Annotated in this window: 21 protein-coding genes and 1 riboswitch; of the genes, 15 read left to right on the top strand and 6 right to left on the bottom strand. The window is 38.6% G+C overall.

The window, feature by feature from the left end; genetic code table 11:
• Window positions 1-31 precede the first annotated feature (31 nt).
• The 3 genes from RBQ60_RS08655 (at window position 32) to RBQ60_RS08645 (ending at window position 4,291) form a co-directional block, all read left to right on the top strand.
• Entirely contained in the window at window positions 32-517 is a 486-nt protein-coding gene (locus RBQ60_RS08655) for a hypothetical protein (protein WP_307883312.1), read from the top strand.
• An 852-nt stretch (window positions 518-1,369) separates the two neighbouring features.
• A complete protein-coding gene (locus RBQ60_RS08650) occupies window positions 1,370-2,620 on the top strand; it encodes an MFS transporter (RefSeq protein WP_307883311.1) in 1,251 nt (416 codons plus the stop codon).
• Between the two features lie 51 nt (window positions 2,621-2,671).
• Entirely contained in the window at window positions 2,672-4,291 is a 1,620-nt protein-coding gene (locus RBQ60_RS08645; RefSeq protein ID WP_307883310.1) for an amidohydrolase, read from the top strand.
• Between the two features lie 149 nt (window positions 4,292-4,440).
• On the opposite strand, the gene RBQ60_RS08640 is transcribed toward RBQ60_RS08645, so the two are convergent.
• The 4 genes from RBQ60_RS08640 to thiW all read right to left on the bottom strand — a co-directional run bounded on the left by RBQ60_RS08640 (window position 4,441) and on the right by thiW (window position 8,958).
• Window positions 4,441-5,871, bottom strand: a complete 1,431-nt coding sequence (locus RBQ60_RS08640) for a sigma-54 interaction domain-containing protein (protein ID WP_307883309.1) — start codon at window positions 5,869-5,871, stop codon at window positions 4,441-4,443.
• 115 nt (window positions 5,872-5,986) lie between these two features.
• Entirely contained in the window at window positions 5,987-7,330 is a 1,344-nt protein-coding gene (locus tag RBQ60_RS08635; RefSeq protein WP_307883308.1) for an MATE family efflux transporter, read from the bottom strand.
• A 318-nt stretch (window positions 7,331-7,648) separates the two neighbouring features.
• Window positions 7,649-8,428, bottom strand: coding sequence for a PhzF family phenazine biosynthesis protein (locus tag RBQ60_RS08630; protein ID WP_307883307.1), 780 nt, complete (start codon window positions 8,426-8,428; stop codon window positions 7,649-7,651).
• A complete protein-coding gene (gene thiW, locus RBQ60_RS08625) occupies window positions 8,428-8,958 on the bottom strand; it encodes an energy coupling factor transporter S component ThiW (RefSeq protein WP_307883306.1) in 531 nt (176 codons plus the stop codon). Before thiW ends, RBQ60_RS08630 begins: the two co-directional genes overlap by 1 nt.
• Before the next feature lie 259 nt (window positions 8,959-9,217).
• Window positions 9,218-9,324: riboswitch (TPP riboswitch) on the bottom strand.
• 673 nt (window positions 9,325-9,997) lie between these two features.
• Between thiW and RBQ60_RS08620 the strand changes: the two genes are divergently transcribed.
• Genes RBQ60_RS08620 through RBQ60_RS08600 form a run of 5 tightly spaced genes read left to right on the top strand, consistent with a single transcriptional unit; the run spans window position 9,998 to window position 14,923 of the window.
• Window positions 9,998-11,635 carry an ABC transporter substrate-binding protein gene (locus tag RBQ60_RS08620; protein ID WP_307883305.1) on the top strand — a complete coding sequence of 546 codons (1,638 nt, stop codon included), beginning with the start codon at window positions 9,998-10,000 and terminating at the stop codon, window positions 11,633-11,635.
• A gap of 50 nt (window positions 11,636-11,685) precedes the next feature.
• The gene (locus RBQ60_RS08615) at window positions 11,686-12,678 is read left to right on the top strand and encodes an ABC transporter permease (protein WP_334307457.1); all 993 of its coding nucleotides are present in this window, start codon (window positions 11,686-11,688) and stop codon (window positions 12,676-12,678) included.
• A complete protein-coding gene (locus RBQ60_RS08610) occupies window positions 12,671-13,498 on the top strand; it encodes an ABC transporter permease (protein ID WP_307883303.1) in 828 nt (275 codons plus the stop codon). Before RBQ60_RS08615 ends, RBQ60_RS08610 begins: the two co-directional genes overlap by 8 nt.
• 10 nt (window positions 13,499-13,508) lie before the next feature.
• On the top strand, window positions 13,509-14,318 hold the full coding sequence (locus RBQ60_RS08605; protein ID WP_307883302.1) for an ATP-binding cassette domain-containing protein: 810 nt from the start codon (window positions 13,509-13,511) through the stop codon (window positions 14,316-14,318).
• Complete coding sequence (locus RBQ60_RS08600) at window positions 14,309-14,923, top strand: ABC transporter ATP-binding protein (protein ID WP_307883301.1); 615 nt, start codon at window positions 14,309-14,311, stop codon at window positions 14,921-14,923. The genes RBQ60_RS08605 and RBQ60_RS08600 overlap by 10 nt, the downstream gene beginning before the upstream one ends.
• 27 nt (window positions 14,924-14,950) lie before the next feature.
• On the opposite strand, the gene RBQ60_RS08595 is transcribed toward RBQ60_RS08600, so the two are convergent.
• Entirely contained in the window at window positions 14,951-15,988 is a 1,038-nt protein-coding gene (locus tag RBQ60_RS08595; RefSeq protein ID WP_307883300.1) for a sensor histidine kinase, read from the bottom strand.
• Window positions 15,981-16,676 carry a response regulator transcription factor gene (locus RBQ60_RS08590; RefSeq protein ID WP_307883299.1) on the bottom strand — a complete coding sequence of 232 codons (696 nt, stop codon included), beginning with the start codon at window positions 16,674-16,676 and terminating at the stop codon, window positions 15,981-15,983. The genes RBQ60_RS08595 and RBQ60_RS08590 overlap by 8 nt, the downstream gene beginning before the upstream one ends.
• 216 nt (window positions 16,677-16,892) lie before the next feature.
• Here RBQ60_RS08590 and RBQ60_RS08585 point away from each other — a divergent pair, with 216 nt between their 5' ends.
• From RBQ60_RS08585 to RBQ60_RS08555, 7 genes are all read left to right on the top strand, one after another.
• A complete protein-coding gene (locus tag RBQ60_RS08585; protein ID WP_307883298.1) occupies window positions 16,893-17,504 on the top strand; it encodes a TetR/AcrR family transcriptional regulator in 612 nt (203 codons plus the stop codon).
• A 138-nt stretch (window positions 17,505-17,642) separates the two neighbouring features.
• Entirely contained in the window at window positions 17,643-18,239 is a 597-nt protein-coding gene (locus tag RBQ60_RS08580; RefSeq protein ID WP_307883297.1) for an MptD family putative ECF transporter S component, read from the top strand.
• On the top strand, window positions 18,239-18,955 hold the full coding sequence (locus RBQ60_RS08575; protein ID WP_307883296.1) for an energy-coupling factor transporter transmembrane component T: 717 nt from the start codon (window positions 18,239-18,241) through the stop codon (window positions 18,953-18,955). The genes RBQ60_RS08580 and RBQ60_RS08575 overlap by 1 nt, the downstream gene beginning before the upstream one ends.
• A 14-nt stretch (window positions 18,956-18,969) precedes the next feature.
• Window positions 18,970-20,445 (top strand): ABC transporter ATP-binding protein, encoded by a 1,476-nt coding sequence (locus RBQ60_RS08570; protein ID WP_307883295.1) that lies wholly within the window; start codon window positions 18,970-18,972, stop codon window positions 20,443-20,445.
• A complete protein-coding gene (locus RBQ60_RS08565; RefSeq protein WP_307883294.1) occupies window positions 20,438-22,219 on the top strand; it encodes an ABC transporter ATP-binding protein in 1,782 nt (593 codons plus the stop codon). Before RBQ60_RS08570 ends, RBQ60_RS08565 begins: the two co-directional genes overlap by 8 nt.
• Window positions 22,219-23,964 (top strand): ABC transporter ATP-binding protein, encoded by a 1,746-nt coding sequence (locus RBQ60_RS08560; protein WP_307883293.1) that lies wholly within the window; start codon window positions 22,219-22,221, stop codon window positions 23,962-23,964. Before RBQ60_RS08565 ends, RBQ60_RS08560 begins: the two co-directional genes overlap by 1 nt.
• A gap of 304 nt (window positions 23,965-24,268) precedes the next feature.
• Window positions 24,269-24,856: a dienelactone hydrolase family protein gene (locus tag RBQ60_RS08555; protein ID WP_307883292.1), complete on the top strand. Its 588-nt coding sequence runs from the start codon at window positions 24,269-24,271 to the stop codon at window positions 24,854-24,856.
• The last annotated feature ends 270 nt before the right edge of the window (window positions 24,857-25,126 follow it).

Genomic DNA, 25,126 nt, shown 5'->3' with positions numbered 1-25,126 from the left:
AAAAAACATATTAGTTTAGGAGGTTATGATGATGAAAAAATGGAAAAAATCTACTGCAATTGGTTTAATGGTCATGGCAATTAGTGCAACTGGGGTAACTGCTTTTGGAGCGACACAGTATGGTACACCAGCGGAGGTTGTTGCCGCAATCACTGGTCGAACTGTGGAAAGTGTTGTTACTGAAAGAAATGAGACAGGAAAAACCTATGGTACCATTGCCTCTGATGAAGGTAAGTTGGAAGAATTTAAAACTGAGATACTTGAAGTAAAGAAAGAAAATTTAGCCGCACAGGTTGCTGAGGGTCGTATTACCCAAGAAAAAGCAGATGCTATCTTAGCTAGTCTGGAAGAAAACCAGGCAGATTGCGATGGTACAGGCAGTGCAAGAATTGGAAGAACAAACGAAGCCAAGTTCGGCTCCAATGGGGGAGGAATGGGCAACGGCGGCGGTAAAGGCCAAGGCGGTTTCGGTAGAGGCAACAGTTGTGGATTGCGTGATGGTTCTTGTAATAGATAACAACTAAAAACCTAAGAAGGTAAACAAAGGGGGCGATTTATATTGCCCCTTTTATTGGGGAAAAAATACAGATAAAACCCATAAATCAGTACATTTCATCTCTTGCTTTGAAGAAAATAGTCTGGCTCTTCAGTAAAAAAGTAAGGCAATGAAACTTAATATATTTGTAGATAGCAGAATTCATTCTGAAGCCTTCCAAATTAATTACTTCTATATTAGTTTTAAACTTACGAACAGCGTTGTATATCTATAGAGAAAGAAATCCCAACTAACTTGTTGTAAGGTTAGTGGACATTGAGACTGATTTATGAATAAACACAATAGGGAGAAACAACAGAATAGGCATCTAAATCTCCACAAAAATTCAGGAAATAGCACCCATTTATTCTATGAACTTTAAGGCATGTACCCCTTAACGATGGGATAACCCTCCCATTGTTTCACCACTAAAACAACCTTTCAACTTGAGAGGTTGTTTTTTTATGTGCAACCTTTCGGAATGGATTTTTAAAATAAAAATGAAATATCTTACCCTTAAGATATGCCTTTCATCTAGTCAAAAAAAATATTCAGATGAATAAAACCCGCATAAATCCCTTAAATTCAAGGTTCCTCCCTTAATTTTCATCGTTATTTTACTGAAATTATGCAGTTAAGCTTTGCACCTCAAATTCATATGAAAAAGAGAGCACAATAATTATTCACAATAGAAATCTTTTTTTCAAGAATAATCTTTCAGCAATTTATGATAGATGCACAAAAATTTAACAATTTCTTGTGCTTTATCATTATGGCATAATTATTGCTTTTAATATAGGTGTTACAAAACATTTTAAAAAAGGAGAGTTAGAAATGAGAAAAATTACGTTAAAGCAAGGTGAGAAAATTTATTACGGGTGGTGGCAAGTTCTAGTTGGATTTTTATTAATGTCCTTTGCGTATGTAAGTTTTATTTCTGTCACAAGTGTTTTTGTACTACCAGTTACAACGGAATTCGCTTGTGAGCGTTCCGAATTTATGTTACATGCTACAATTTTATGTCTAATCAGTGTCGTGGCAGCAGCCTTCATGGGCAAAAAGATGGCAAAAGGCAATATTAAATTAATCATGATTATAAACGCCCTGATTGCTGGCTTAGGATTTTTTGGTTTTTCCAGAGCAACCTCCCTAGGGCAATTGTATGCTTTTGCAGCAGTTTTAGGCATTCCATTCACATGCTTAACAACAATGCCCATCTCGATTTTATTGAACAACTGGTTTGGCGGGAAAATGAAAGGTACTGCAATGGGACTAGCCTTCTTGGGTAGTGGTGTAGGGGGTATGATATTAACACCCGTGTTAAATTATGTTAACACCACATTCGGATGGAGAGTAGGCTATCTTACACTTGCAGCAATCTTCGTATTCTTTTTAGCACCCGTCATACTATTTTTGGTTGTGAAAACTCCTGCTGAAAAAGGACAGAGAAGAATGGGTGAAACCGCATCCGAAGCAAGTAGCCCAGAAGCAAAAGGCATGTCCATTGGGGATGCAAAGAAAAGCCCTATGATGTGGCTGGTTTCTTTGGCAATCTTTATTGCAGTTGTTGGCTCTAGCGGTATTTTGGCCAACTCCGTTGCTTTCTTTGTAGAGAGCGGCTTCTCCGCTGCACTAGCAGCTTCTGTAGCCGGCTTAATGCTTGGTTCATTGACTGTGGGCAAGCCTTTGGTAGGTATGGTATGTGACAAATTTGGTGTGCAAAAAGGCAGTATTTTAAGCTTTGCCACATTTTCTCTTTGCTTTTTTTCTTTGTTTTTAATGTCTCAATATAAGATGCTAGTTATCTTAGTTATCGTGTTTTATGCCTTTGGTTGTGCGGCAGTAACAATTTGTCCTCCATTGCTAACTTCTTACCTTTTTGGTGAGAAGGACTATGGCGCTATAATTGGCATTTTCACCATGGCCACAAATATCGGTGGTGCTTTTGGCGGAACCGTGGCAGCCAAAATTTTCGATATGACTGGCAGTTACGCATCCTTTTGGTTGGTATCTGGCTTTGGTATCGCTGTAGCCGTTATTTTATGCTTAATAAGCTTTAAAATAAGATCTAAGTATGATTATTAATTTGGAAGTCATTTATTGCAATTACGTTGAATGAGAAAGGGAGCGATTAAAATGAGTAAACTTTTGAAGGCTGACTATGTATTTAAAAACGGTAAGGTTATTACCGTAAACAGTAACGATGACGTGGTAAGTGCTGTTGCAACTTTAGACAACAAGATTATTTATGTCGGCAATGATAAGGAAGCAGAAGAATATATTGGGGAGCATACCAAAGTAATTGATCTAAACAACAAAACGTTAACCCCTGGGTTTATTGATGCTCATCAGCACAGTGCTCATACGGCAGCTTGGAAAAATATGTTTTATAACTTAGATCCATCACTGGCACCTAACAAGAAGAAAATGTTAGAACTCATTAAGAAAGCTGTAGATGAAACCGCTGAAGGGAAATGGGTTTTGTTCTGGGGCTATGATGAAATGAGAATGGAAGAGGGCGTAGCACCAACTGTCCAGGAACTTGATGAAATTGCACCCAATCATCCATTATTGGTGGGCAGGTTCTGCGGACATGTAGGTAGCTTTAATACAAAAGCGCTGGAAATAGGCAATATTAACATTGACACAGCGAAAAACTTCGTAGAAGGTCAGGTTGCCATCAATGATGGTCAATTGGTTGGGCAGCTTTATGAAACGGCATATTATCATATGTGGAACTACGCAGATATTGATGTAAGTAAATTAATCTTTGCCTTAGAAATGGAAAGCAAAGAAATTCTGAAATACGGTGTTACCACAACCCATGATGCCGGTTCTTTTGGAGCACCCAGCTACTTTGCATATAATCAGGCTATAAAGGCGAAAGCGTATAAAGCTAGAGTTGCACCCATGTTCTTTAACTTACTTGGAAAAGATAATGTAATCAGGGATATTAAACAATATATTGACCTAGGAATAGGAATCCTTGGAAGTGAAAGACTCAAATATGGTATTATGAAAATTATGATTGATGGTTCCAGTAGTTCCCCTAGCTGTGCTGTAAGTGTGCCTTATTGCCATAACAAGGGAACAGGTATTTTGTCTATGTCAGCGGAAGAAGTGGAAGAAATGGCATTGACAATTCATAAAGCCGGCTTGCAGGCAGCAGCCCATTGCATCGGCGATAGAGCCACAGAAATTTGGGTTACAGCAGTTGAAAAAGCACAACATGCATTTCCTAGAGAAGATGCGAGACACCGTATTGAACACTGCGGTATGGCAACACCTGATCAAATCAATAGAATTAAAGAACTTGGCATGATTCCTACACCAAATACAAGATTCTTATACCTCAATGGCGAAAGATACTTTAAATTCTTTGGTGAAAGAGCAAAAAGTATGTTCCCTTGTAAAAGCTGGGTAGATGCAGGGGTAAAAGCAGCAATTGGTACAGATGGTCCCATCGTTAGCACTAACCCATTACTTGGGCTATCCTCAGCAATCGATCGCAGAACAAGCGAAGGCAATCCCATAGGCCCAGAACAAAACATTACCATTCTTGAAGCCATTCGTATGTATACATATAATGGTGCATATGCTACTTTTGAGGAAGATATTAAGGGAAGCATTGAAGTTGGTAAGTTAGCAGACCTTGCTGTTTATGATGGTGACTTATTAAAAGCAACAGCTTCTGAACTAGAAAAAATTCGTTGTGTTCTTACCATGGTTGACGGTGAGGTTGTTTATCAACTGTAATCCATAACACAAAAATAGCTTTCTGTGATTTGATATATCATAGAAGCTATTTTATTATGACTTTAGTGAGTTATTATGCAGCACAGCTAGAAAAAAATAGTGCAAAAAAAGATAAGGCTGATTCCTTAGAGTCAGCCTTATCTTTTCTATTATTCTTCCTTCTTTCGAAGTTTTTTTAAATTGATATTATATTTATTCAGTCTTCGTGAAATAGTAGATTGGCTTACATTCAGAAATTGGGCAAGTTCTGTTGTGGTATTACAGAATTTTACAGCGTTCAATAATTCTTTTTTCTCCTTATTTTCTTTGGCTTTTGAAGAAGAGATATTCAAATTGTCCGAAGTCCCAGGATTTAAGCTAGGGGGGAAATATGTAATAAATTCATTTGTAATTTCCAACTGATCAATCATGTCCCTTGAGCTTAGAACCATGTTACTTTGAATAATATTAATGAGTTCCCGCACATTTCCGTTTAGTGTGCAGTTTTGCAATTGTAGAACTGCCGAGTCAGAAAAAATTTTTTTCATGCCATACTTTAAATTCAAATTGGCACAAATATGCTCAATAAGCGGGGGAATATCCTCCGTTCTTTCTCGTAAAGGGGGAATATTCAATGAAATTGTATTCAAACGATAGAATAGGTCTAATCTAAATTGCTTATTTTGTATTTTCTCGATTAAATTTGAATTGGTTGCAGCAATCACTCTAACGTCAACTTGTATGGGTTCGGTACCTCCAATCCTATAAAAGGCACCATCCTGTAGTACGGTAAGGAGTTTCACTTGAGATTCAAAGGGAAGTTCTCCGATTTCATCTAAAAAAAGTGTCTTTCCGTGGGCATGTTCAAATATTCCTTTCTTACCGGCATTAATTGCTCCAGTAAAGGCACCTTTCTCATAGCCAAACAACTCAGATTCCATGAGATTTGGAGGGATTGCCCCACAATTTATTGCAATGAATTCGCCAGAACGCCGATTGCTATGTGCGTGGATATACTTTGAAATCAAGCTTTTCCCCGTACCTGATTCACCAGTAATCAGGACTGTTAAATCCGTAGGGGCCACTTTTTTTGCCTTTTCTAATAAGTTTTCTATTGCTTTGCTTTTATAAATCAGCCTTGGTATTTCTCCCGCTTTCGTAATATCCCGATATTTTTCAAGCTCTAATTTAAACTTCAGATTATTCGCTTTTTCTTCTTTAAGCTGACACAATAAATTCGCTTTTTCGCTAATATCAAAAATATAATTGATTACGTGGGTTGTCTTATTTGTTTCATCTTTAACGGGAATGCTTTTCACCATAATTTCCTTTTCATTTATTGTGCCTTTATTAATTGTCTGCTGGGCAACCATGGGCATACCTGTTTTTAATGCACTTAAGCTTGTCGACTTATGAACATAGCCCCCAATAGCTAAGTCTTTCATATTCTTGCCGATTAATTCCTCAGTAGAATAGTTTGTTAGTTCGGAATGCCGTTTATTTGCCTTAATTACATTTCCTCTTTCATCTGTTATCATAATTCCAGTAGGCGAATTTTCAAGTACATAATTTAGAAGTTTGAAATCATAATTTGTATTCATTTTATCCTCCTAAAACTGTGCCAAATATTAAACTGGTAACAATGGAGTGAATATGCATCCTATATTCAATTATAAGTATTGCAAAATAATATGCAAGCAGTCTTAGGAATTTTTGTTATATTGCACAAAAGAGATTTTTCTTCTTGCCCCAAATAAAAGTCATGGTGATTGCCGTGGTCAATAAATCAGCAACGGCTTGTGCGTAGAAGACGCCTGCCAAGCCTAAAAGCTTCGGTAAAATAAGAATAACAGGTAAAAATACAATTCCTTGTCGGCAAATGCTTAAAAAACAGCCTTCTTTGGCTTTCCCCATTGCCAAAAACAAGGTGGAATAGGTAAACTGCAAGCCGAAAGTGAAGAACATAATGGTATTTGCCCTGAGTGCAGGGACTGCAATATTTAAAAAGCTACTTCTTTCATCAAACAAAGATAGAACCGGCACAGATAAGGAGACCATAATAAACGTCCAAACAATACAAAAGATCGTTGTCCATTTTAAACAACAGCGAATTCCTTCTTGCAGTCTTGTAAAATTTTTTGCCCCGTAATTAAAACCTGCAAATGGCTGGAAGCCTTTCATATAACCAAAAACAATATTAACACCCAGTGTGACAACACGTAAGACAATACCCATGGCTGCAACGGCTTCATCACCATACACACTTGCTTTTTTTGAAATAAGGCTCATAGAAAGTCCTGCAAAACATTGCAACAAAAACATGGAAATCCCAATTTTAATAATCTCTTTATATACGATAACATCAAATGTGTAGTTTGATAATTTAATTTTGATATAGCTTTTTCCACTTCTAAAAAACCATATATAGATAAAACTTGTTACAATCTGAGCAAGGAGTGTGGCCACGGCCGCACCTTTTACTCCCATGTTAAACAGGAAAATAAAGATGGGGTCTAAGAGCATATTAAGCACAGCACCCGTTATCATTGCAGTAAGAGAAATATGAGAGGAGCCTTGAGACACTGCAAGGTTTCCTGCTGTTACATTTGCAGTGCTAAAAATAGCACTTAGAATAAAAAACAATGCATAGGATTTTGCATAATCTAAGCTTGTTTTGGAAGCACCCATAAAGTTAAGTAAGGGCGTTAAAAACAGCAGCATTAAAGCTGCAATAACAATGCCACAAGCAACACTGCTCACAAGGGCGATAGAAGCAACTTTTTCTGCCTGTTCCTTTTGGTTTTGTCCCAATAATCTGGAAATATTAGAACCAGCACCTGCGCCAAAGGTAAGACCTATGCCTGAAAAAATAAGGGAAATAGGGAAGGCAACGGATACAGCCGCTGTTTGCTCTAATCCCAGATCCGAAACAAAGTAGGTGTCTACTACATTATACAATGCTGTGACAAGCATGCTGATTACCATAGGCAAACCTAATATAAGTAATGCCTTTGATACCTTTTCATCCCTCATAAGTAAAAGTCTATCTGTCTTAACCATATTCAAAAACTCCTTTCTTAACCATTCATTTTCAATTAGCTTCAACTAACCTACTGCCATACTACCGTCAAAGATAAGATAAATCAAACTTCTATAAAAATTTTTGAGACTGGGAAAAAGCAAAGAAATAGTGGGATTGAAAGGGGGAATATAGGTCTTAAAATAAAATATCGTGCTATATATTTATCTTAATATGACATTTTTAATATACTAAGGTAATTAGGGGTATGTATGTTTTGTAAGGGAAGAAGGGCCTGGATGAAAGGGGACATAACGAGAAAGGGGTGTCTGAATACAACACCCCTTAAAATTTATGAATTAGAGCACTTGAATCTCACCTTTTAAATATAAAACTGCCTTTCCTTCAAGGATAACATGATCACCTTCCACATGACAAACCATATGTCCTGTTCGTTGAGAAAGTTGCTTTACCATAAGCTTTTTTTTATTCAGCCGTGAAGCCCAGAAAGGGGCGATAATGCAGTTGGAAGAACCCGTTGCCATATCTTCGTTCACCCCTAACTTCGGAAAAAAACAGCGAGAAACAAAGTCGCTATCCGTTCCCTTTGCTGTTACAATAACACCAAGTCCATGGGGAAGATTTTTCATCCTTTCAAAGTCAGGCTTGATTGCCAAAACTTCTTTAGGAGAATCCAGAAGAAAAAATAAATCACGAGAAAGATATCCTTCTGTTGGCTGGATTCCCAAAATATCTCCAATTTCCTCCATCTCGTGAAACGGTGTGTAAGAAAAGATGGGGGTCTGAATTTTATATTTGTTTCCTTCACATAAAACCTTTAGACTACCGCCTTTTGATTCAAGCAGGATTGTGGAAACATTTGCCTCTAAAAAATGATGGATGACGTAGGAAGCACCCAAAACTGCATGAACACAAAGGGGAACTTCTTTTACTGGTGTAAAAAAACGAAGAGAATATCCATCGTCTACTTTTTCCACAAATGCGGTTTCCGAGTACATATTTTCTTCTGCAATTTTCTGCATGACCTCATCCGCCAAAGTGCTTTTCAAAATACAGATGCCTGTAGGGTTTCCTGTAAAAAGTGAATCTGCAAAAGTGTCCACTATGTAATAGTCCATTATAAGCTCCTTTTATAAACTTTAGTACCAAGGGATTCCTGAAATTTTTGGAGCATGCCATTCTTCTTTAGTACCATCAAGAACAAGTATGCCACACTACCACCCATTAATGTTGCAGTCAAAAACATAGGTGTGTAGAAAAACCATGTCAAGGAGGCCTTACCCACTAAAAACTTCATAATAGGGTAGGAGATTATAGAGCCGATAATACCTGTACCAATCACTTCACCGATTACAGCAAACAAAAGGTTGCCCTTGGAAGCTCGATATAAAAGCCCAGATAATGTAGCACCAAACACAGCTCCTGTTAATGCCAATGGAGGAATTCCCATAAAGAGCATACGAATCACGCCAATGAGTGTGGCATTTAAGAGGGCGTACCAAGGTCCCATAAAGACTGCACAAACAATATTAATTAAGTGGGCTGTGGGGCACATTCCCTCAATCCGCAAAAGGGGAGAGATGACCACTCCGATGGCCACCATCATAGAGAGAAATACGATTTTTAAAGTGTTACTTTGTGTTTTCATTTTTTGTCTCCTTTCAAAAAGCAAATAAAAAACCCATGAGAAACTCAGGTCCTCTCATGGGCGCAAAAATTCAATATAAAAATAGCGTTCCCATAGGAAAACCTTAGAAAAAAGGCGGTCGGATCTCAAAAGCTCCCTCTCAACCGGAAACACCGGCTCCCTCGCTATTTGATTGTTTTTTAAAAAGGTCTAGGACGCTCCTCCTCTACCTTTGCGAATAAAGAACAGTCAAAAAAAGACATACCATTAGGTATGCCACAGAATAATCCTGTTTTTTTCCTACGTTGGCATTACCCAAATCAGGTTTAAGGGTCAAAACGTTATCATTTTTTCTCAGCCTGCTCACAAGCTCCCCTATGCACTTTATTCATAAATGGAATGTAATCTCAATTACAAACCAAATTAAAATAAATATATCACTTAGGAAAAAAAAAGTCAATATTCATGGAAGAATTTTTTCAAAGATAGGGATGAATAAGTTTCTTAATAAAAAGAGGTGATTCGTGAAAGGGTAGACTTTAAGGCTTATAAGAGGAATTCTCCAAGACAGATTGTTGGTTATTCTGGTATTTATATCATAGAGCCGCCTTACCATTAAAATAAATTGAGCTGGCCGTAAAAAATATATATTAAGAAGAAAAAATCATAATAAAGGACTCCTTCGAAAAAAGATTTTCTTATACGGACATGTCACTTCGTTTGATTATCTACTCAATCAGTACGGTGGCTAGGGAAAATTACCGTGAAGTGAATAACCCCTCCTTATAATAAGCTAACGAATTCCTTCAACGAATGAAGTATAGCTAGCTTGAAATTTGCTCAAAGTAAGGAGATGAAGTCCACTCTTACAAGAAAGGAGTTTCCATGGCAAACTATTTAAAAAGCCATACTTTCTGAACATTTATAGCCAGAAAAGGAAAACTTGTAATTGTGAAGAAAAGTGAAGATTGCTTTATAACGATTGATTAAAGTTTCTAGAAATGTATAATTGTATTTGGTTAGCAAAGGCTAACTATAAAGTATAAAAGGGAGGATATCTATGAAGTTTAAAAGGTGCATAAGCTTAGTTTGCACTGGTTTGCTGGCCGTAAGTGTTTTAGCTGGTTGCTCAAGCCAAGAACAGCCTGTGGTGAATGCAGATCAGACAAGTTCAGAAATAAAGGAGGAGCTAGTGATTAGCATGGGAACCCGTCCGCCGGGAGAGTTCGATCCTAGAAAGCGGTGGGGATTATACAGTCAATCACAAATCCTACATAGTACATTATTGAAAAAGACACCCCAGTTAGAAATTGTGGGGGATTTTGCTAAGGAGTTTGAAGTTAGTGAGGATGGATTGATTTGGACATTCCACTTGGATGATAATTTCAAATTTTCCAATGGTGAGGATGTTACTGCAGAGGACGTAAAGTTTACATATGAAATGCTAAAGGAAGATGGTGTAAACTGGGATCTTAGTTTCCTTAAGAAAGTTGAGATAAAAGATGATAAAACAATGGTTTTTCATCTTTCTGAACCCCGCTCCACATTCTTTGCACAGCTCACAGAAATCGTAATATTACCAAAAGATCATTACGACGACAATTATTCAGAAAACCCCATCGGCTCAGGACCTTATATGCTGGTGCAATGGGATAAGGATCAGCAGGCAATTCTTGAGGCCAACCCTTATTTTCATGGGAAAGCACCTCACTTTAAAAAGATTACTTTGCTTTTCTTAGATGAAAATGCGGCTTTGGCAGCAGCTAAAAATGGCACAGTAGACTTAATTTACACATTGCCAGAATTCGCTGATGAGGAAATTGAAGGCTTTAAACAGTTTTCCTACGAGAGCAACGACGTTAGAGGTGTATCCATGCCTACGCAAAAAAGCGGGTATGGAAAAACCCCCGAAGGGTATCCCATAGGAAACGACGTAACCTCTGATATTGCCATTCGAAAAGCAATGTTTATCGGCCTTGACCGAGAAGAAATGGTAAATACCGTTTTAAATGGTCACGGTAAAAAAGCGTTCTCCTTGGTTGATAAAATGCCTTGGTGGAATGAAGAAACCGCCGTGGAGGATAATCGTGTTGAAGAAGCAATGGCCATATTAGAAGAAGCAGGTTGGGTTGATACCGATAACGACGGAATTCGTGAAAAAGATGGTTTGAAAGCAAGCTTCAAGCTTTATCATCCTTCTGCCGATGTTGTTAGAACCAACACAGCACTGGTGGTGGCAGAGCAGGCGAAAAAATTAGGAATTGACATAGAGTTAGTTGGTAGCAACTGGGATGAAATGCAGACAATTATGCACTCTAGTCCAATTCTTTTTGCAGGGGGCAGACATCATCCCCATCAATTCCACACCATGCACGACATCAAAGGTGCAGGCATTTCCTATAATAATATCGTTTACTACGACAACCCTGTTGTTGCAGGATATATGGAAAAGGCCATGCATGCAAGCAAACAAGAGGAAGCCAATAAGTATTGGAAACTTGCACAATGGGATGGAGAAACAGGAGCCAGCGGCTTGGGAGACGTACCTTTTGTATGGCTCATCCGTTTGGATCATATCCATTTAGGAGATGCAAGAATCAATTTTGGTGAACAACCAATCCATACACATGGACATGAATGGTCCCTCCTTGCCAATGTTGGCGAGTGGACATGGGATGCAGAAGCTACTGCAGAATAATTCTAAAACAGGAGTGCGGTGTAAATTCTCACTGCACTCTTTTTAAAGGAGTGAAACATTTGGAAAAAATAAAATTCCTAGGATTAAAGTGTATACGAGGTATATCCCTACTGATTGGTCTATCCATTTTAACCTTTACAATGATGCATAATTCTCCGATTGACCCCATTTCGGCCTATATCGGAAGCGAAACTTCCATTACATTGGAGCAACGGGAAGCTTTGGAGGAACACTGGGGATTAAACGACCCCCCTCATGTGCAGTATTTTACGTGGCTTAAAAATTTCATTGGGGGAGAGATGGGTAATTCAAAAATACAAAGACGACCTGTGGCAGATATTGTTGCAGAGAAGTTTACCGCATCTTTTGCCTTAATGGGCATTTCTTGGGTGCTATCTGGCTCAATCGGATTTTGTTTGGGCATTCTTGCTGCCGTGAAAAAAGGAAAGCCCACCGATCGATTCATAAAATGGCTTTCTTATATTCAGGCATCAGTGCCGACATTTTGGCTTGGATTGATGCTATTAATTGTTTTTTCAGTGTGGCTGAGATGGTTCCCCATTGGAATTTCTGTACCCATTGGCGTAGTGAGTAGTCAAGTTACTTTGTGGGATCGAATCCATCATATGATATTGCCAGTGGCCACGCTAAGTGTATTAGGCATTGCTAACGTGACACTACATACAAGGGAAAAAATGATTGATGTTTTAAATTCCGAATATGTTTTATTTGCAAAAACTAGGGGGGAAACCACATGGGAAATCCTAAAGAATCATGGTATTCGCAATGTTGCCCTTCCTGCCATAACACTACACTTTGCATACTTCGGTGAGCTGTTTGGCGGTTCTGTTTTGGCAGAACAGGTTTTTTCTTATCCAGGGCTGGGTTCTACCCTAACTGAGGCAGGGCTAAAAAGTGACCTTCCTCTGTTAATGGGTATTGTCATGATCAGTGCCATTTTTGTTTTCGCAGGAAACATGATTGCAGACATATTGAACGCTATAATTAATCCAAGATTGAAGGAGGGAAATACACTTGATTAAGAAATACAACGCAAGAAGCCGACTCATTTTTTCTCTTTCTATGTCAATTGGAATTATCATAATCGCCTTAATACTGAGCTATTCCCTAAGCGATGACCTTTTGGTTACTGACTTCTCACAAAAAAGCCTACCCCCATCTTGGCTGCACCTTTTTGGTACAGATTGGCTTGGGCGTGATATGCTTACCAGAACGTTAAAAGGCTTGCGTTTATCTTTGGCAGTGGGTTTTGTTGGTGCCTTTGTTGGGGCAACTATCGCCACCTGTTTAGGCATTATGGCTGCAACTCTGGGTAAAAAAGCCGACGCAATTATTTCTTGGCTGGTAGATATGTTTATTGGTATCCCTCATCTGGTGTTTATCATTTTAATTTCATTTATGGTAGGTGGGGGAGTTAAGGGTGTTATCCTAGGGGTTGGTTTAACCCACTGGCCATCCCTAACAAGAATTATTAGAAATGAAGTTTTAAGCATTAAAAATAGTGAATATATTAAACTTTCCAGAAATTTTGGCAAATCAAGAGCCTTTATTGTTATTGGGCATATATTACCCCATATCCTTCCTCAAATAATGGTAGGGTTTTTATTGCTTTTCCCTCATGCAATTATTCATGAGGCGGCAATTACCTTTTTAGGCTTCGGTTTATCTGTCCAAACCCCTTCCATCGGCTTAATATTGTCAGAGGCAGTAAAACATATCTCTATTGGCGACTGGTGGTTGGCCGTGTTCCCAGGGTTGTTGCTCATTCTGATTGTTAAGAGTTTTGATGGTATTGGCGAGCAGTTTAGAATGCTGATTAACCCCAATAGTGCAAACCAATAGGAGGTGTAAAATGAGTAGTAAAAGTGTTTTATCTGTAAAAAATTTATCCGTTTCCTTCTCACAATATGTGAAAGGCCTGAAACAAAAAATCATTACGCCCATTGGTTGTCTAAATATTGACCTGAAAGCGGGAGAGGTTCATGCCGTTATTGGGGCAAGTGGCTCAGGCAAAAGTTTGTTGGCCCATGCCGTATTAGGAATATTGCCTTCCAATGCCATTTGTAGCGGTACCATGGATTATATGGGCGAGCCTTTAACAGAAAAAAGAATAAAGCAACTAAGGGGCAAGGAGATTGCCTTTATTCCTCAATCGGTCAACTATTTAGACCCACTTATGAAAGTAGGCAAGCAAATTAAAATTGGTTTACCAAAGGAAAGTGCGTCAAAAACCGAGGCACAATTATTGCAACAATACGGATTAAAACAAGGAGATAAGGAGCGTTACCCCTTTGAACTTTCAGGGGGAATGCTTCGACGTATTTTATTTGCCACCAGCGTTAGAGAGGGCGTTAAACTGGTAATTGCGGATGAACCCACTCCGGGAATTCATCCAGAAGCGTTAAGTGCCATATTAAATCAGCTTCGTGCCTTTGCAGACGAGGGGGCATCGGTGATGTTGATTACCCATGATATTGTATCTGCTTTATCCATTAGTGATCGGGTAACGGTTCTGCGAGAAGGGGAAGCCATTGAAACCGTTGACGTGGACTGTTTTCATGGAAAAGGAGAAAAGCTTTCTCATCCATATACAAAAGCCCTTTGGAGGAGCTTGCCTACCAATGAGTTTACATTGTATCAGGAGGTAAAATTATGTCATTAATCGCTGAGAATATTGGATTTTGGTATGAAAAGAACAATTGGCTTTTTCAAAATGTCAACTTCGAATTAAAAAGAGGCGAGGTTGTTGGGATATCGGGGTACAGCGGTTGCGGCAAAAGTACCTTTGCTAAAGTGATGGCCAACTACTTATCTCCTATTGCAGGTAGAGTCGTTGTTGACAACAAGGCCTTTGTAAAGGGAAGCTATCAACCTGTTCAGATGATTTATCAGCACCCGGAAAAAGCTCTAAACCCTAAGTGGCGTATGTATCGTTCCCTTACAGAAAGCTATCAGCCAGATCAGGAGATATTAGACCGCTTTGGCATTCGGGAGGAATGGTATCATCGGTATCCTGTTGAGATTTCCGGAGGGGAAATGCAAAGATTTTGCATTGTGAGGGCATTGGCTCCGGAAACAAAATTTTTAATTGCGGATGAAATGACAACCATGTTAGACGCTGTAACCCAAGCAAAGATATGGAAAGAGTTGATAAAAATTTGCCGTGAAAGAAATCTGGGTCTCATGATTATCAGTCACGAGACAGAGCTTCTGGCAAAGCTCTGCGACCGCATACTATCCGTTCAAGAAATGCAATGCGGGGTTTAAAAACAAAGGATAACCGATAAGAAGCGGTTATCCTTTGTTCTGTATTGGAAATGTTATAGAAACCAGGAAACTACGATCGATTGCTTCTGATATAAAACTCCCTTTATGTATATCCATAATTTTCTTGCAGTTTTTTAGTCCAATTCCAGTGCTTTGATTGGAAGCGTTATGATATCCAATGGTATTTTTTAATGAGATTATGAAAGAATACTTTGTTACTTCACCACGAATCAATACTGCATCGTCCCCATGGCCATACCTTACAATATTGGTAAAAACATTGTCAAAAAGCCGTTCCATCATTCGAGTATCGTAAACCAAAGAGTAACGACATAGGGGTAAATCCCATTGGATTTCGTATCCTTTTTGTTGCAAAATAGAGGAACAGTTCTCAATGATGCGCAACAAATTTTGAAAAGAATTGCATCGAAGCAGCTCAATTTCAGAATTTTCTTTTTCAGTAAGGTAGAAATGCTCAAAAGCCGTTGCGATTAAATATTGTAATTGATTGGCACGGTCTAAACAATGGAGTAAATATCGTTTTTCCTTGACCTCATCTTGAAAATCTTCATCCAATAAGATTTCTAAATATCCCGTTAATGTGGTAAGGGGGGTTCTTAGGTCATGGGAGATCGAAGCGATTAACCGTCGTTCTTTTTCCGTTTTTCGCTTTTCTAATTCTTTATCATTCCCTACAGTTTTTCGTAATTCATCTATATGGGTTGCTAAGTGAGACAATTCGTTATTCCCTGTAATTTCAATTTGTTTTCTAAAATTCCCGCCCTTCATTAAATGGATCGTATCAACTAAGTAAGTAATATATTTCTGCTGTTTTTTCAAAAAACGAATCATTAGGATAACATAAATACCGAAGCACAATAACAAGTCAAAGACAAATAAAATATCTTCATAAACGTGCTTATCGGGAGTTGCCCCTAAAAATTTGTCAATCATGGCATTGCCCATGAAGAGAATAAAAGCAAACAAAAAAAGTAAATACAATAGATACCTAGCTGTTATATGAAGAAATTGGGAAGTAAGACCATAAGGCGTTGATCTAGACATAAATGGCATATCCTTTCCCCCATACAGTATGGATATATTCTACTTGCTGGTCTAAAGAGCCGATTTTTTTGCGGATATTTTTAATATGTACTACCACATTGTTGTTTGATGAGATTGTGAAGGGATCCCCCCATATCTTGCTATAAATAGCCTCTGTGTTTAATGGGTCTCCCTTTTGATTGATGAGAAGCACCAATATTCGATACTCAATATCCGTCAAATCCAATGGAATTTCTTTGATGGTAATCAAGCCCGTCTGCTGATTGTATTTAAGGTTTGCAATTTGGCAAACAGAAGTCGACTGTTTTAAATTATAGTGTGTATTTCTTCTAATTAACGACTCTACTCTGGCCAAAAGCTCTTTTGAAGAAAAAGGCTTAACCATATAGTCATCAGCACCACACGCCAAGCCTTCTAATGTATCATCTTCATGGGCCTTTGCCGTTAAAAAAAGGATAGGGAAGAAATACTGCTGACGAATGATTCTACAAAGTTGAAAGCCATCCGTTTCGGGCATCATTACATCTAAAATTGCGGCAGAAATTTCATTTTCCTTAATGATATGCAAGGCGGAACTTGCGTCTGTAGCAAGCAAAGTATGATAACCTTTTTTGTTTAAATGGTAAGATATTATGTCCAAAATCTCCGCATTATCATCAACGACTAAAATATTTTTTATTGGAATCACCCTCCATAAACATACCTATTTTTTTATAATTTTACCATTACATCAGTAAAACTTCAACCAAAGGGAATTTGGCTGTCCCATAAGTCAAATGTAAAATCAGTTTATACAACGAACGAGAAATCTGCCTGATAAATAAAATACAAAGACCCATTGACAATAGGCTGACAAAGTGATAACATCGTTACTATAAATAACAATGTTATCGGAGGTATGTCGTTGAGTTACTCTTCAGATTTGACCAAAGAACGTATCTTGGAGTGCGCAAAAGCAGAGTTTTTAGCCAAAGGCTTTGTTGGAGCCAATATGCGTGAAATTGCTTCAAATGCAAACGTCACCACAGGTGCCTTGTATAATCATTTTAAAAGTAAAGAGGAGTTATTCTATGCACTGGTAGGGCCAGTTGCCAGGGAACTACGTGATGTGTATGCCCTAGAACATGCAAAGTGTGAGGCTATGCCTGCATTTGTAACGAGGCAATCCCAAGAAATGCTAAAAAAGGCCACTGTAGCTTTTTTGGATTATCTGTATGATAATCTGGAAATCGCTTCCTTAATTTTTTTCTACTCAAATGGAACAAAATATGCAACCTTTAAGGATGAACTGATTGAGATAGAAGAACAATCCACCTTAGCAATGTTTCAGCGTGAGGGCAGGGAATTGAGTGATTCTGACCGTTTTTTTGTTCATGTAATGGCATCATCGGGGCTATATAATACCCTTGAAGCAATACACCATAACTTGCAAAAGGCAGAAGCATTGGCATATATGGAAAAGCTACAAAACTTTCATTACGCAGGATGGAAAGAGATATTGGGGCGAGAGTCCTAATATTTTTAACCACATGTTAGCCAAGACTAACAAAGAGGGGCAATGACCCTTATTCTTTTCTCCTCAGGTTAGTTTATTCTAACTTTACACCATAAACGCTCCTCAAGGAGGTTTAAATAATATTTTAAGGAGGACAGTATGTCAACAACGAGTCGCAATAGCAAATTAACGGGTAAAGATTTAGTCACGGTAGGTATTTATACTGCAATCTATTTTGCATCCATTATGGTGGTGGGTTTTCTCGGGTTTATCCCCATTTTTATCCCTCTTTTATCAGTTCTGGTTCCCATTGTTGGAGGGATACCTTTTATGCTATTTTTATCCAGAACAAAGAAATTTGGTATGATAACTATTTTTTCTTTACTAAATGGGCTTTTCATGTTCATCACAGGTATGGGGATTTACAGCATTGCTACGGGTCTGATTTTTGGGCTGCTTGCTGACCTTATGATAAGAAGCGGTGATTACCAAAGTTCTAAAAAAAGCCTTCTTGGCTACGGAGTATTTAGCTGTTGGCTCTTTGGGAACTTCATGCCGTTTTACATAGGTCGAAAAGCGCAGTTTGAAATGTTGACAGAAGGCTACGGTGCTGAATACGCCACTGCATTGGAAAAACTAATGCCCCTGCATCTGGCCCCTGTAATGTTTGCCGCTTGCTTCCTATTTGCTTTGGTGGGGGGCGTAATCGGCCGCACAGCATGCAAAAAACACTTTAAGCGGGCGGGGATCATCTAATGGAAACGGATAAAACTCCTTTTTATATAATTGACCCACGTACCAAATTACTCATTCTAGCCTTGAATAGCGTTTTCGTTTTTGGTGGAGCTGGTGGCGCCGATACTACCATGGAAATACTACGTCATGTTATAACCTTTATTCCCCTAGGGTTGCTATTTTTTGGTGGAAAGAGAAAACCTGTACTACTGGCTGCAATTTTTTATGTTGCATTTCATGTATTGCAAGTTACCCTATTTGAACATACCAAAGGGGTTCTAAATTACATTTTACTTTTTAGCATTGGCGTATTCGTCAGAATATTACCAAATATTATGTCTGGATATTACTTTATCTCCACAACCAGGGTGAGTGAGCTTGTGGGTGCAATGGAAAAAATGCACCTTACGGATAAGCTGATTATTCCCATTGCAGTCATGATGCGCTTTTTCCCCGTAGCCATGGAAGAGGCAGGTGCTGTCCATGATGCCATGGGAATGCGAGGGATTCGCTTTGGTGGGAGGCATCCGTCTAAAATATTGGAGTATAGACTGATTCCCATGATTACTTGCTCCGTGAAAACGGGAGAAGAATTATCCGCCTCTGCATTGGCAAGGGGACTGGGAAGCCCCATTAAAAGAACAAATATTTGCAGTATAGGGTTTCGGGCTTTGGACTATGCTTTTTGGATTCTAGGTGTGTTTACAGTTTTTGTTTTCATAACCACACTACTTTAAAGGGGGAACGTAACATGATAACACTAAAGAATGTTTCTTTCTCCTATGAAGGTGAGGAAAGAAAAAGTTTAAACAATATTAATTTATCTATTAAAAAAGGAGAGTTTATTGTCCTTTGTGGTAAATCTGGGTGTGGCAAAACCAGTATCACTAGACTTCTTAACGGACTAATTCCCCATTACTATGATGGAAAACTGGAAGGGGAGACATTACTAGACAATAACTCTATTTCACAACTACCGCTTTATGATATTGCCAGAGAAGTGGGTTCGGTATTTCAAAATCCCAAAAGTCAATTTTTCAATCAAGATGTGTTTTCCGAGTTGGCTTTTATATGTGAAAACCTTGGTATGACAAAAAGAGAAATACATCAACGTGTCACAAAAAGTATTTCTTCTTTTTCAATCTCTCACCTCTTAGAAAGGGATGTATCCCAACTTTCAGGTGGGGAAAAACAGCGAATCGCTTGTGCTTCAGTATCTGCTCCAAACCCGAATATCTATCTATTCGATGAGCCATCTTCTAACTTAGATGTACAGGGCATTGCTCTGCTTAGAAATACAATGGCTAACTTGAAAAAACAAGGTAAAACCATTGTGGTTGCAGAACACCGCTTGCATTACCTGATGGACTTAGCGGATAAAATTATCCTTATGGTGGATGGCAAAATTGAAAAAAGCTATACAAGAGAAGACTTTTTAAACCTTCCACCTATCACAAGAAATAGCATGGGCCTAAGATGCGCAAGGTTACAAGAACTTCTGCCTTATAAGTCAGAGGAAAAGCCTGTTTTTCAAAAGCACATCGCCTTCAAAGGGTTTTGTTATATGCACAAGTCTGCAAAAAAACACAGCTTACATATGAACCCGTTCTATATTCCAAAGGGAAGTGTAACAGCTATTATCGGAGAAAATGGGGCTGGTAAATCCACCTTTGCCAAATGCCTGTGCGGTATTTATAAAAAGTGTGGACTTATGGAAATAGAGGGCAAGGACGAAAACTGGAAAGCCAGACGTTCTACTTGCTATATGGTGATGCAGGATGTGAACCATCAGCTATTTACGGAAAGCGTGTTGGATGAAGTTCTCCTTAGTATGGATCAAGAAGAAGAAGTTTTGGCAAAAAAAGTGCTAAAATCATTGGATTTGGAGCATCTTTCACACCGTCATCCCATCTCCTTGTCGGGTGGTCAAAAACAACGAGCCGCAATTGCCACAGCGGTAGTGTCAAACCGTGAAGTGATTATTTTTGATGAACCTACCAGTGGATTGGACTTTACACATATGAAAGAAGTTTCTAAACAGCTTAGGGAACTTTCAAAAACGGGAAAAACCATTATGGTCATTACCCATGACCCTGAACTGATTTTAGATTGCTGTAATTATATTATAAAAATTGGTGGGGGAGGGGTAAAAGAAAGCTACCCATTACATCAAAATCGAGAGAAATTACTTCATTATTTTATAGAAGGAGGAGTGTCAGTTGAATAAAAAACCATCTCTACTAAATAGACTTTTTGCCTTTGCGGGCAGTTACAAATACTTCACCATATTGGGAATGGTGTTATCGGGAATCAGTGCCCTCGTTGGACTTCTGCCAATTTGTTTTATTTGGATAGGGGCCAAAGAAATTTTTGCAGTTTATCCTAATATAACCATGAGTGAGAGCATTGTTACCAATGCTTGGTTAACGGTTATTTCAGCCGTTGGTGCAATGCTAATATACTTTTTTGCCCTTATGTGTACTCATATAGCGGCATTTCGTATTGCTAAAAATATGCGTTTTCAGTCCATCTCCCATTTGATGAAGCTACCCCTTGGTTATTTTAATGAAACGGGAAGCGGCAAAATAAGACGAGTGATTAACGAAAGTGCCGCTGCAACAGAAACATTTTTAGCACACCAGCTCCCAGATTTAGTTGGGGCCTTTGTTACGCCTGTGGGCGTTTTGATACTGCTTTTTGTTTTCGATTGGCGACTGGGCTTAATCAGCCTAATTCCAACTGTTTTAGGATTTTTATCTATGAACCTTATGACTGGTAAGGATCTCGCTGGCAGGTTAAAAGAATACCAAACTGCCCTTGAGAATATGAACAATGAAGCTGTTGAATATATTCGAGGGGTTCCAGTTGTGAAAACCTTTAATCAAAGTATTTTTTCCTTCGAGAAGTTCCACAAAGCCATTATGGACTATAAAGAATATGTTTTGGGCTATACCTACAATTTGCGTAAACCTATGGTAATGTTTCAAACATTCATAAACAGTACCCCTATTTTTTTGGTTTTAAGCAGTATTCTGCTAATCAGTGGTGCTTCAGATATGAAGAATTTTTTGCTAAACTTCTTGTTTTATCTGTTCTTTACACCCATTTGTGCCACAATGATGAATAAAATTATGTGGATCAGCCAAAATACCATGCTTGCTGAGGATGCAGTCAATCGAGTAGATGAGTTGCTTCATGAAAACCCTCTTGAAAAAGCAAGAGAACCTGAAACTCCGAAAGACTTTGACATTGAACTATGTGATGTTTCATTTAAGTACCCCAACAGCAACGAAAATGCAGTAAGCCATGTTTCCCTCAAAATTAAGCAAGGGCAAACCGTTGCTTTGGTAGGGCCTTCTGGAGGGGGTAAGTCAACTTTAGCGGCACTTATGGCGAGATTTTGGGATGTTGAAAAGGGTTGTGTGAAAATCGGTGGAGTGGATGTTCGTAATATTGAGGAAAGCCAACTTATGAAAAATATCTCCTTCGTTTTCCAAAACACAAACCTGTACAAAGCCAGTATTTTAGATAACGTAAGGGAAGGCAACCCTGCAGCCAGCATACAAGAAGTGGAGCGGGCACTAAAAGCCGCCCGCTGCGAGGATATTATTAAAAAAATGCCCCAGGGTATCCACACAGTTGTAGGGACCAAGGGTATTTATCTTTCCGGAGGCGAGGCACAGCGTATTGCCCTTGCTCGTGCTATTTTAAAGGATGCACCCATCATCCTTTTAGATGAAGCCACTGCCTTCACCGATCCGGAAAATGAACATCAGATTCAGCTGGCCTTTGAAAAATTGACAAAAGGGAAAACCGTTTTAATGATTGCCCATAGACTATCCACGGTTCAAAATGCAGATTGCCTTTATGTTGTGGAGAATGGGCAGATTAAGGAACAAGGTTCCCATCCTGAGCTGCTAAAACTGAACGGAGAGTATGCCGATATGTGGCATGAATATCAGTCTGCATTTATGTGGAAAGAAAGTGAGGTGCAAGCATAATGAAAAATTATTTTAAACAAACTTTTGCCCTCACTGAAAAGGGTGCTGAAGATATGGTAAGGGCAACTATTTGGACCGCTATTAGAAACATCGGTATGATGGTGCTCAGTGCTTTACTGTTTTGGTACTTAAAGGATACGATACTTCCTGTCCTTGATTCAAAGCCACCTGTTTATAAAGTACCTGTTTACATAGGTTTTTCTTTCGTAATGATTATCCTAATGATCATTGGATACTACTTTCAATATAATGCAGCATATCTTTCTGCTTATGAGGAAAGTGCCAACAAGAGAATTAGTCTTGCAGAAACCTTGCGAAGGCTTCCCCTTTCATTTTTTGGGAAAAAGGACCTTTCCGACCTAACCACAACAATTATGACAGATACCGCTACTTTAGAAACGGCATTTTCCCACTTTATCCCCGAGCTATTTGGCTCTGCGATTTCCACTTGTATTGTGGGCATAAGTCTCCTCTTCTTTGATTGGAAAATGGGCCTTGCCGTGTTCTGGGTTGTACCTTTTTCATTCTTTTTATGTATTGTAACAAAAAAGTTGCAGGATAGCTTTAATCTTAAAACAAAAGGGGTACAGCTTTCCTATTTAGATAAAATTCAAGAGTGTATCGAAAACATTAAAGATATTAAATCCAACAGTCGGGAAGAAAAGCATTTAGAAGAAATGAACAAAAAGCTAAATAGCTATGAGAAGCTCTCCATACGTGGTGAACTGGTAACTGGAATTTTTGTTACCTCCGCCCAGATGATACTAAAAGTAGGGATTGCCACCACAATGCTGGTGGGTGTTTTTCTACTTTTGAACAATCAAATTGACATACTTACATTTTTTATTTTCCTAATGATTGCCACTCGAATTTTTGATCCACTTTCTGGCGCACTGATTAACCTTGCGGCGGTTTATAACTCCCTTTTAAGTGTGGATCGAATGAAGGAGCTGGAAAACACAGAAATTCAAAGTGGTAAGGATGCAATCCAGAATCAAGGTTATGATATTGTGTTTTCTAATGTGGAGTTTGCCTATAACAAGGATGAGCAGGTACTCGATGGTGTATCTTTTACGGCAAAGCAAGGTAGTATTACTGCTTTAGTCGGCCCCTCAGGTGGTGGGAAGTCCACGGCCATTAAGCTTGCCGCTCGCTTTTGGGATGTAAATCGGGGAAAAATCACCCTTGGTGGTGAGGATATTTCTACAATTGAACCCGAGGCTCTGCTGGAAAAAATATCTATTGTTTTCCAAGATGTTACCTTGTTTAATAATACAGTAAGAGAAAATATCCGTATTGGTAAAAAAGGGGCTACCGACCTTGAGGTGGAACAGGCGGCCAAGGATGCCAAATGCCATGATTTTATTTTGGCTTTACCCCAAGGTTACGATACCATGATTGGAGAAAACGGCTGTACCCTTTCTGGTGGTGAGCGGCAGAGAATTTCTATCGCAAGGGCACTTTTAAAAGATGCACCCATTATCCTTTTGGATGAGGCCACATCTTCCCTAGATATTAAAAATGAAACGGCGGTGCAAGAGGCGATCAGCAGGTTAACGAAAAATAAAACCGTTATCGTCATTGCCCACCGTATGCGAACCATTGCCGGTGCAGATAAAATTGTTTTGCTAAAGGATGGTAAGGTATCACAAATGGGTAGACATAGTGAACTGATTCAACAAAAAGGGGACTATGCCCACATGGTAAAACTTCAGGCTGAGAGCATAAATTGGAAACTGACATAAGCTACTTCATATTTGGCAGTGACGATACTTGGATTATCAAGGAATTGTCACTGCTTTTTTTCTACCACAACTAAGTACCCATGAAATAATAAAAACACCCCCAGAGAGATACTGGTAAAACACTGCTTTAGGGAAGAAATTTACACAATTTGGAATACACTCTATGATTATTTTTGATATTTTGATAAACTAATATAAGTTTTTGACCAGTTTTTAGCAAGCAAGTCTATCCGTCATATTGAAGCAAAGAACCTGTGATTATCAGTTCTTTATGATATATGACAATACATAAGGGGTGTAATCAGTGAAAACAGTAGATAATAATAAAACAGCTATCATAATATTGCATGAAATTTACGGTGTGAATCAATTTATTGAAGGTGTTTGTTCTCAGTATACAGGCAAGGGATATCATGTGTTTTGTCCGAATATGCTTGGCAGAGGGTTTTTTCCCTACTCCGAAGCTCAAGAAGCTTATGAATTTTTCATAGAAAAGGTAGGTTTTGATTACTTCAAGGAAGTTGAGAGTTTTGCCCTACAATTGAGGCAAACTTATGAAAGCGTGTTCTTACTTGGCTTTAGTGTGGGAGCAACCATTGCATGGAGATGCTGTGAAAATGGTGCTTTTGACGGTATTATTTGCTGTTATGGTTCACGCATTCGAGACTATTTGTCCCTACAGCCTTCTTGTCCTATCCTCTTACTATTTGCCGAAGAAGACAAGTTTGACGTGGGTGATGTAATAGACCAACTTGCAGGGAAAAACCATCTTGAACTATATAAATTTGATGCAAAACATGGATTTATGGATTCCCATTCAAAATACTACAATCGGGAGCAAAAGCAGCTGGCAGAAGATTATATAAGTATTTTTTTAAGAAAATACCACTGAAAATCATGGATGACTTGCTGAGTAAGAAATCCGTGTGATTGGTATCGTTTCATAGATTACATAGGTATTACAAATAATGTTTATGGAGTATGGGAAAGATAAAAATCTAGAGTTTTAAAAACGAAACTAAAAAAGAATATTCAACTTTTTCAGGGAAATTATAATATCTATAAAATCTCTTCAAACTCCTCTAGTAATGCTGATGATCATAGGGGAGGGGACTTTAGCTTGCACAAACCTAGACAAATATTGAAGAATCATAGTGGCAAA

It is taken from the genome of Anaerotignum sp. MB30-C6 (assembly GCF_030908465.1).
Classification (GTDB): domain Bacteria; phylum Bacillota; class Clostridia; order Lachnospirales; family Anaerotignaceae; genus Chakrabartyella.
This window is presented reverse-complemented; position numbering and strand designations above follow the sequence as displayed.

What these genes read in the sequence shown, in the direction of transcription:
- RBQ60_RS08655 (WP_307883312.1), top strand. Translation starts at nt 32, where the DNA reads ATGAAAAAATGGAAAAAATCTACTGCAATTGGTTTAATGGTCATGGCA.
- RBQ60_RS08650 (WP_307883311.1), top strand. Translation starts at nt 1,370, where the DNA reads ATGAGAAAAATTACGTTAAAGCAAGGTGAGAAAATTTATTACGGGTGG.
- RBQ60_RS08645 (WP_307883310.1), top strand. Translation starts at nt 2,672, where the DNA reads ATGAGTAAACTTTTGAAGGCTGACTATGTATTTAAAAACGGTAAGGTT.
- RBQ60_RS08640 (WP_307883309.1), bottom strand. Translation starts at nt 5,871, where the DNA reads ATGAATACAAATTATGATTTCAAACTTCTAAATTATGTACTTGAAAAT.
- RBQ60_RS08635 (WP_307883308.1), bottom strand. Translation starts at nt 7,330, where the DNA reads ATGGTTAAGACAGATAGACTTTTACTTATGAGGGATGAAAAGGTATCA.
- RBQ60_RS08630 (WP_307883307.1), bottom strand. Translation starts at nt 8,428, where the DNA reads ATGGACTATTACATAGTGGACACTTTTGCAGATTCACTTTTTACAGGA.
- thiW (WP_307883306.1), bottom strand. Translation starts at nt 8,958, where the DNA reads ATGAAAACACAAAGTAACACTTTAAAAATCGTATTTCTCTCTATGATG.
- RBQ60_RS08620 (WP_307883305.1), top strand. Translation starts at nt 9,998, where the DNA reads ATGAAGTTTAAAAGGTGCATAAGCTTAGTTTGCACTGGTTTGCTGGCC.
- RBQ60_RS08605 (WP_307883302.1), top strand. Translation starts at nt 13,509, where the DNA reads ATGAGTAGTAAAAGTGTTTTATCTGTAAAAAATTTATCCGTTTCCTTC.
- RBQ60_RS08600 (WP_307883301.1), top strand. Translation starts at nt 14,309, where the DNA reads ATGTCATTAATCGCTGAGAATATTGGATTTTGGTATGAAAAGAACAAT.
- RBQ60_RS08595 (WP_307883300.1), bottom strand. Translation starts at nt 15,988, where the DNA reads ATGTCTAGATCAACGCCTTATGGTCTTACTTCCCAATTTCTTCATATA.
- RBQ60_RS08580 (WP_307883297.1), top strand. Translation starts at nt 17,643, where the DNA reads ATGTCAACAACGAGTCGCAATAGCAAATTAACGGGTAAAGATTTAGTC.
- RBQ60_RS08575 (WP_307883296.1), top strand. Translation starts at nt 18,239, where the DNA reads ATGGAAACGGATAAAACTCCTTTTTATATAATTGACCCACGTACCAAA.
- RBQ60_RS08570 (WP_307883295.1), top strand. Translation starts at nt 18,970, where the DNA reads ATGATAACACTAAAGAATGTTTCTTTCTCCTATGAAGGTGAGGAAAGA.
- RBQ60_RS08560 (WP_307883293.1), top strand. Translation starts at nt 22,219, where the DNA reads ATGAAAAATTATTTTAAACAAACTTTTGCCCTCACTGAAAAGGGTGCT.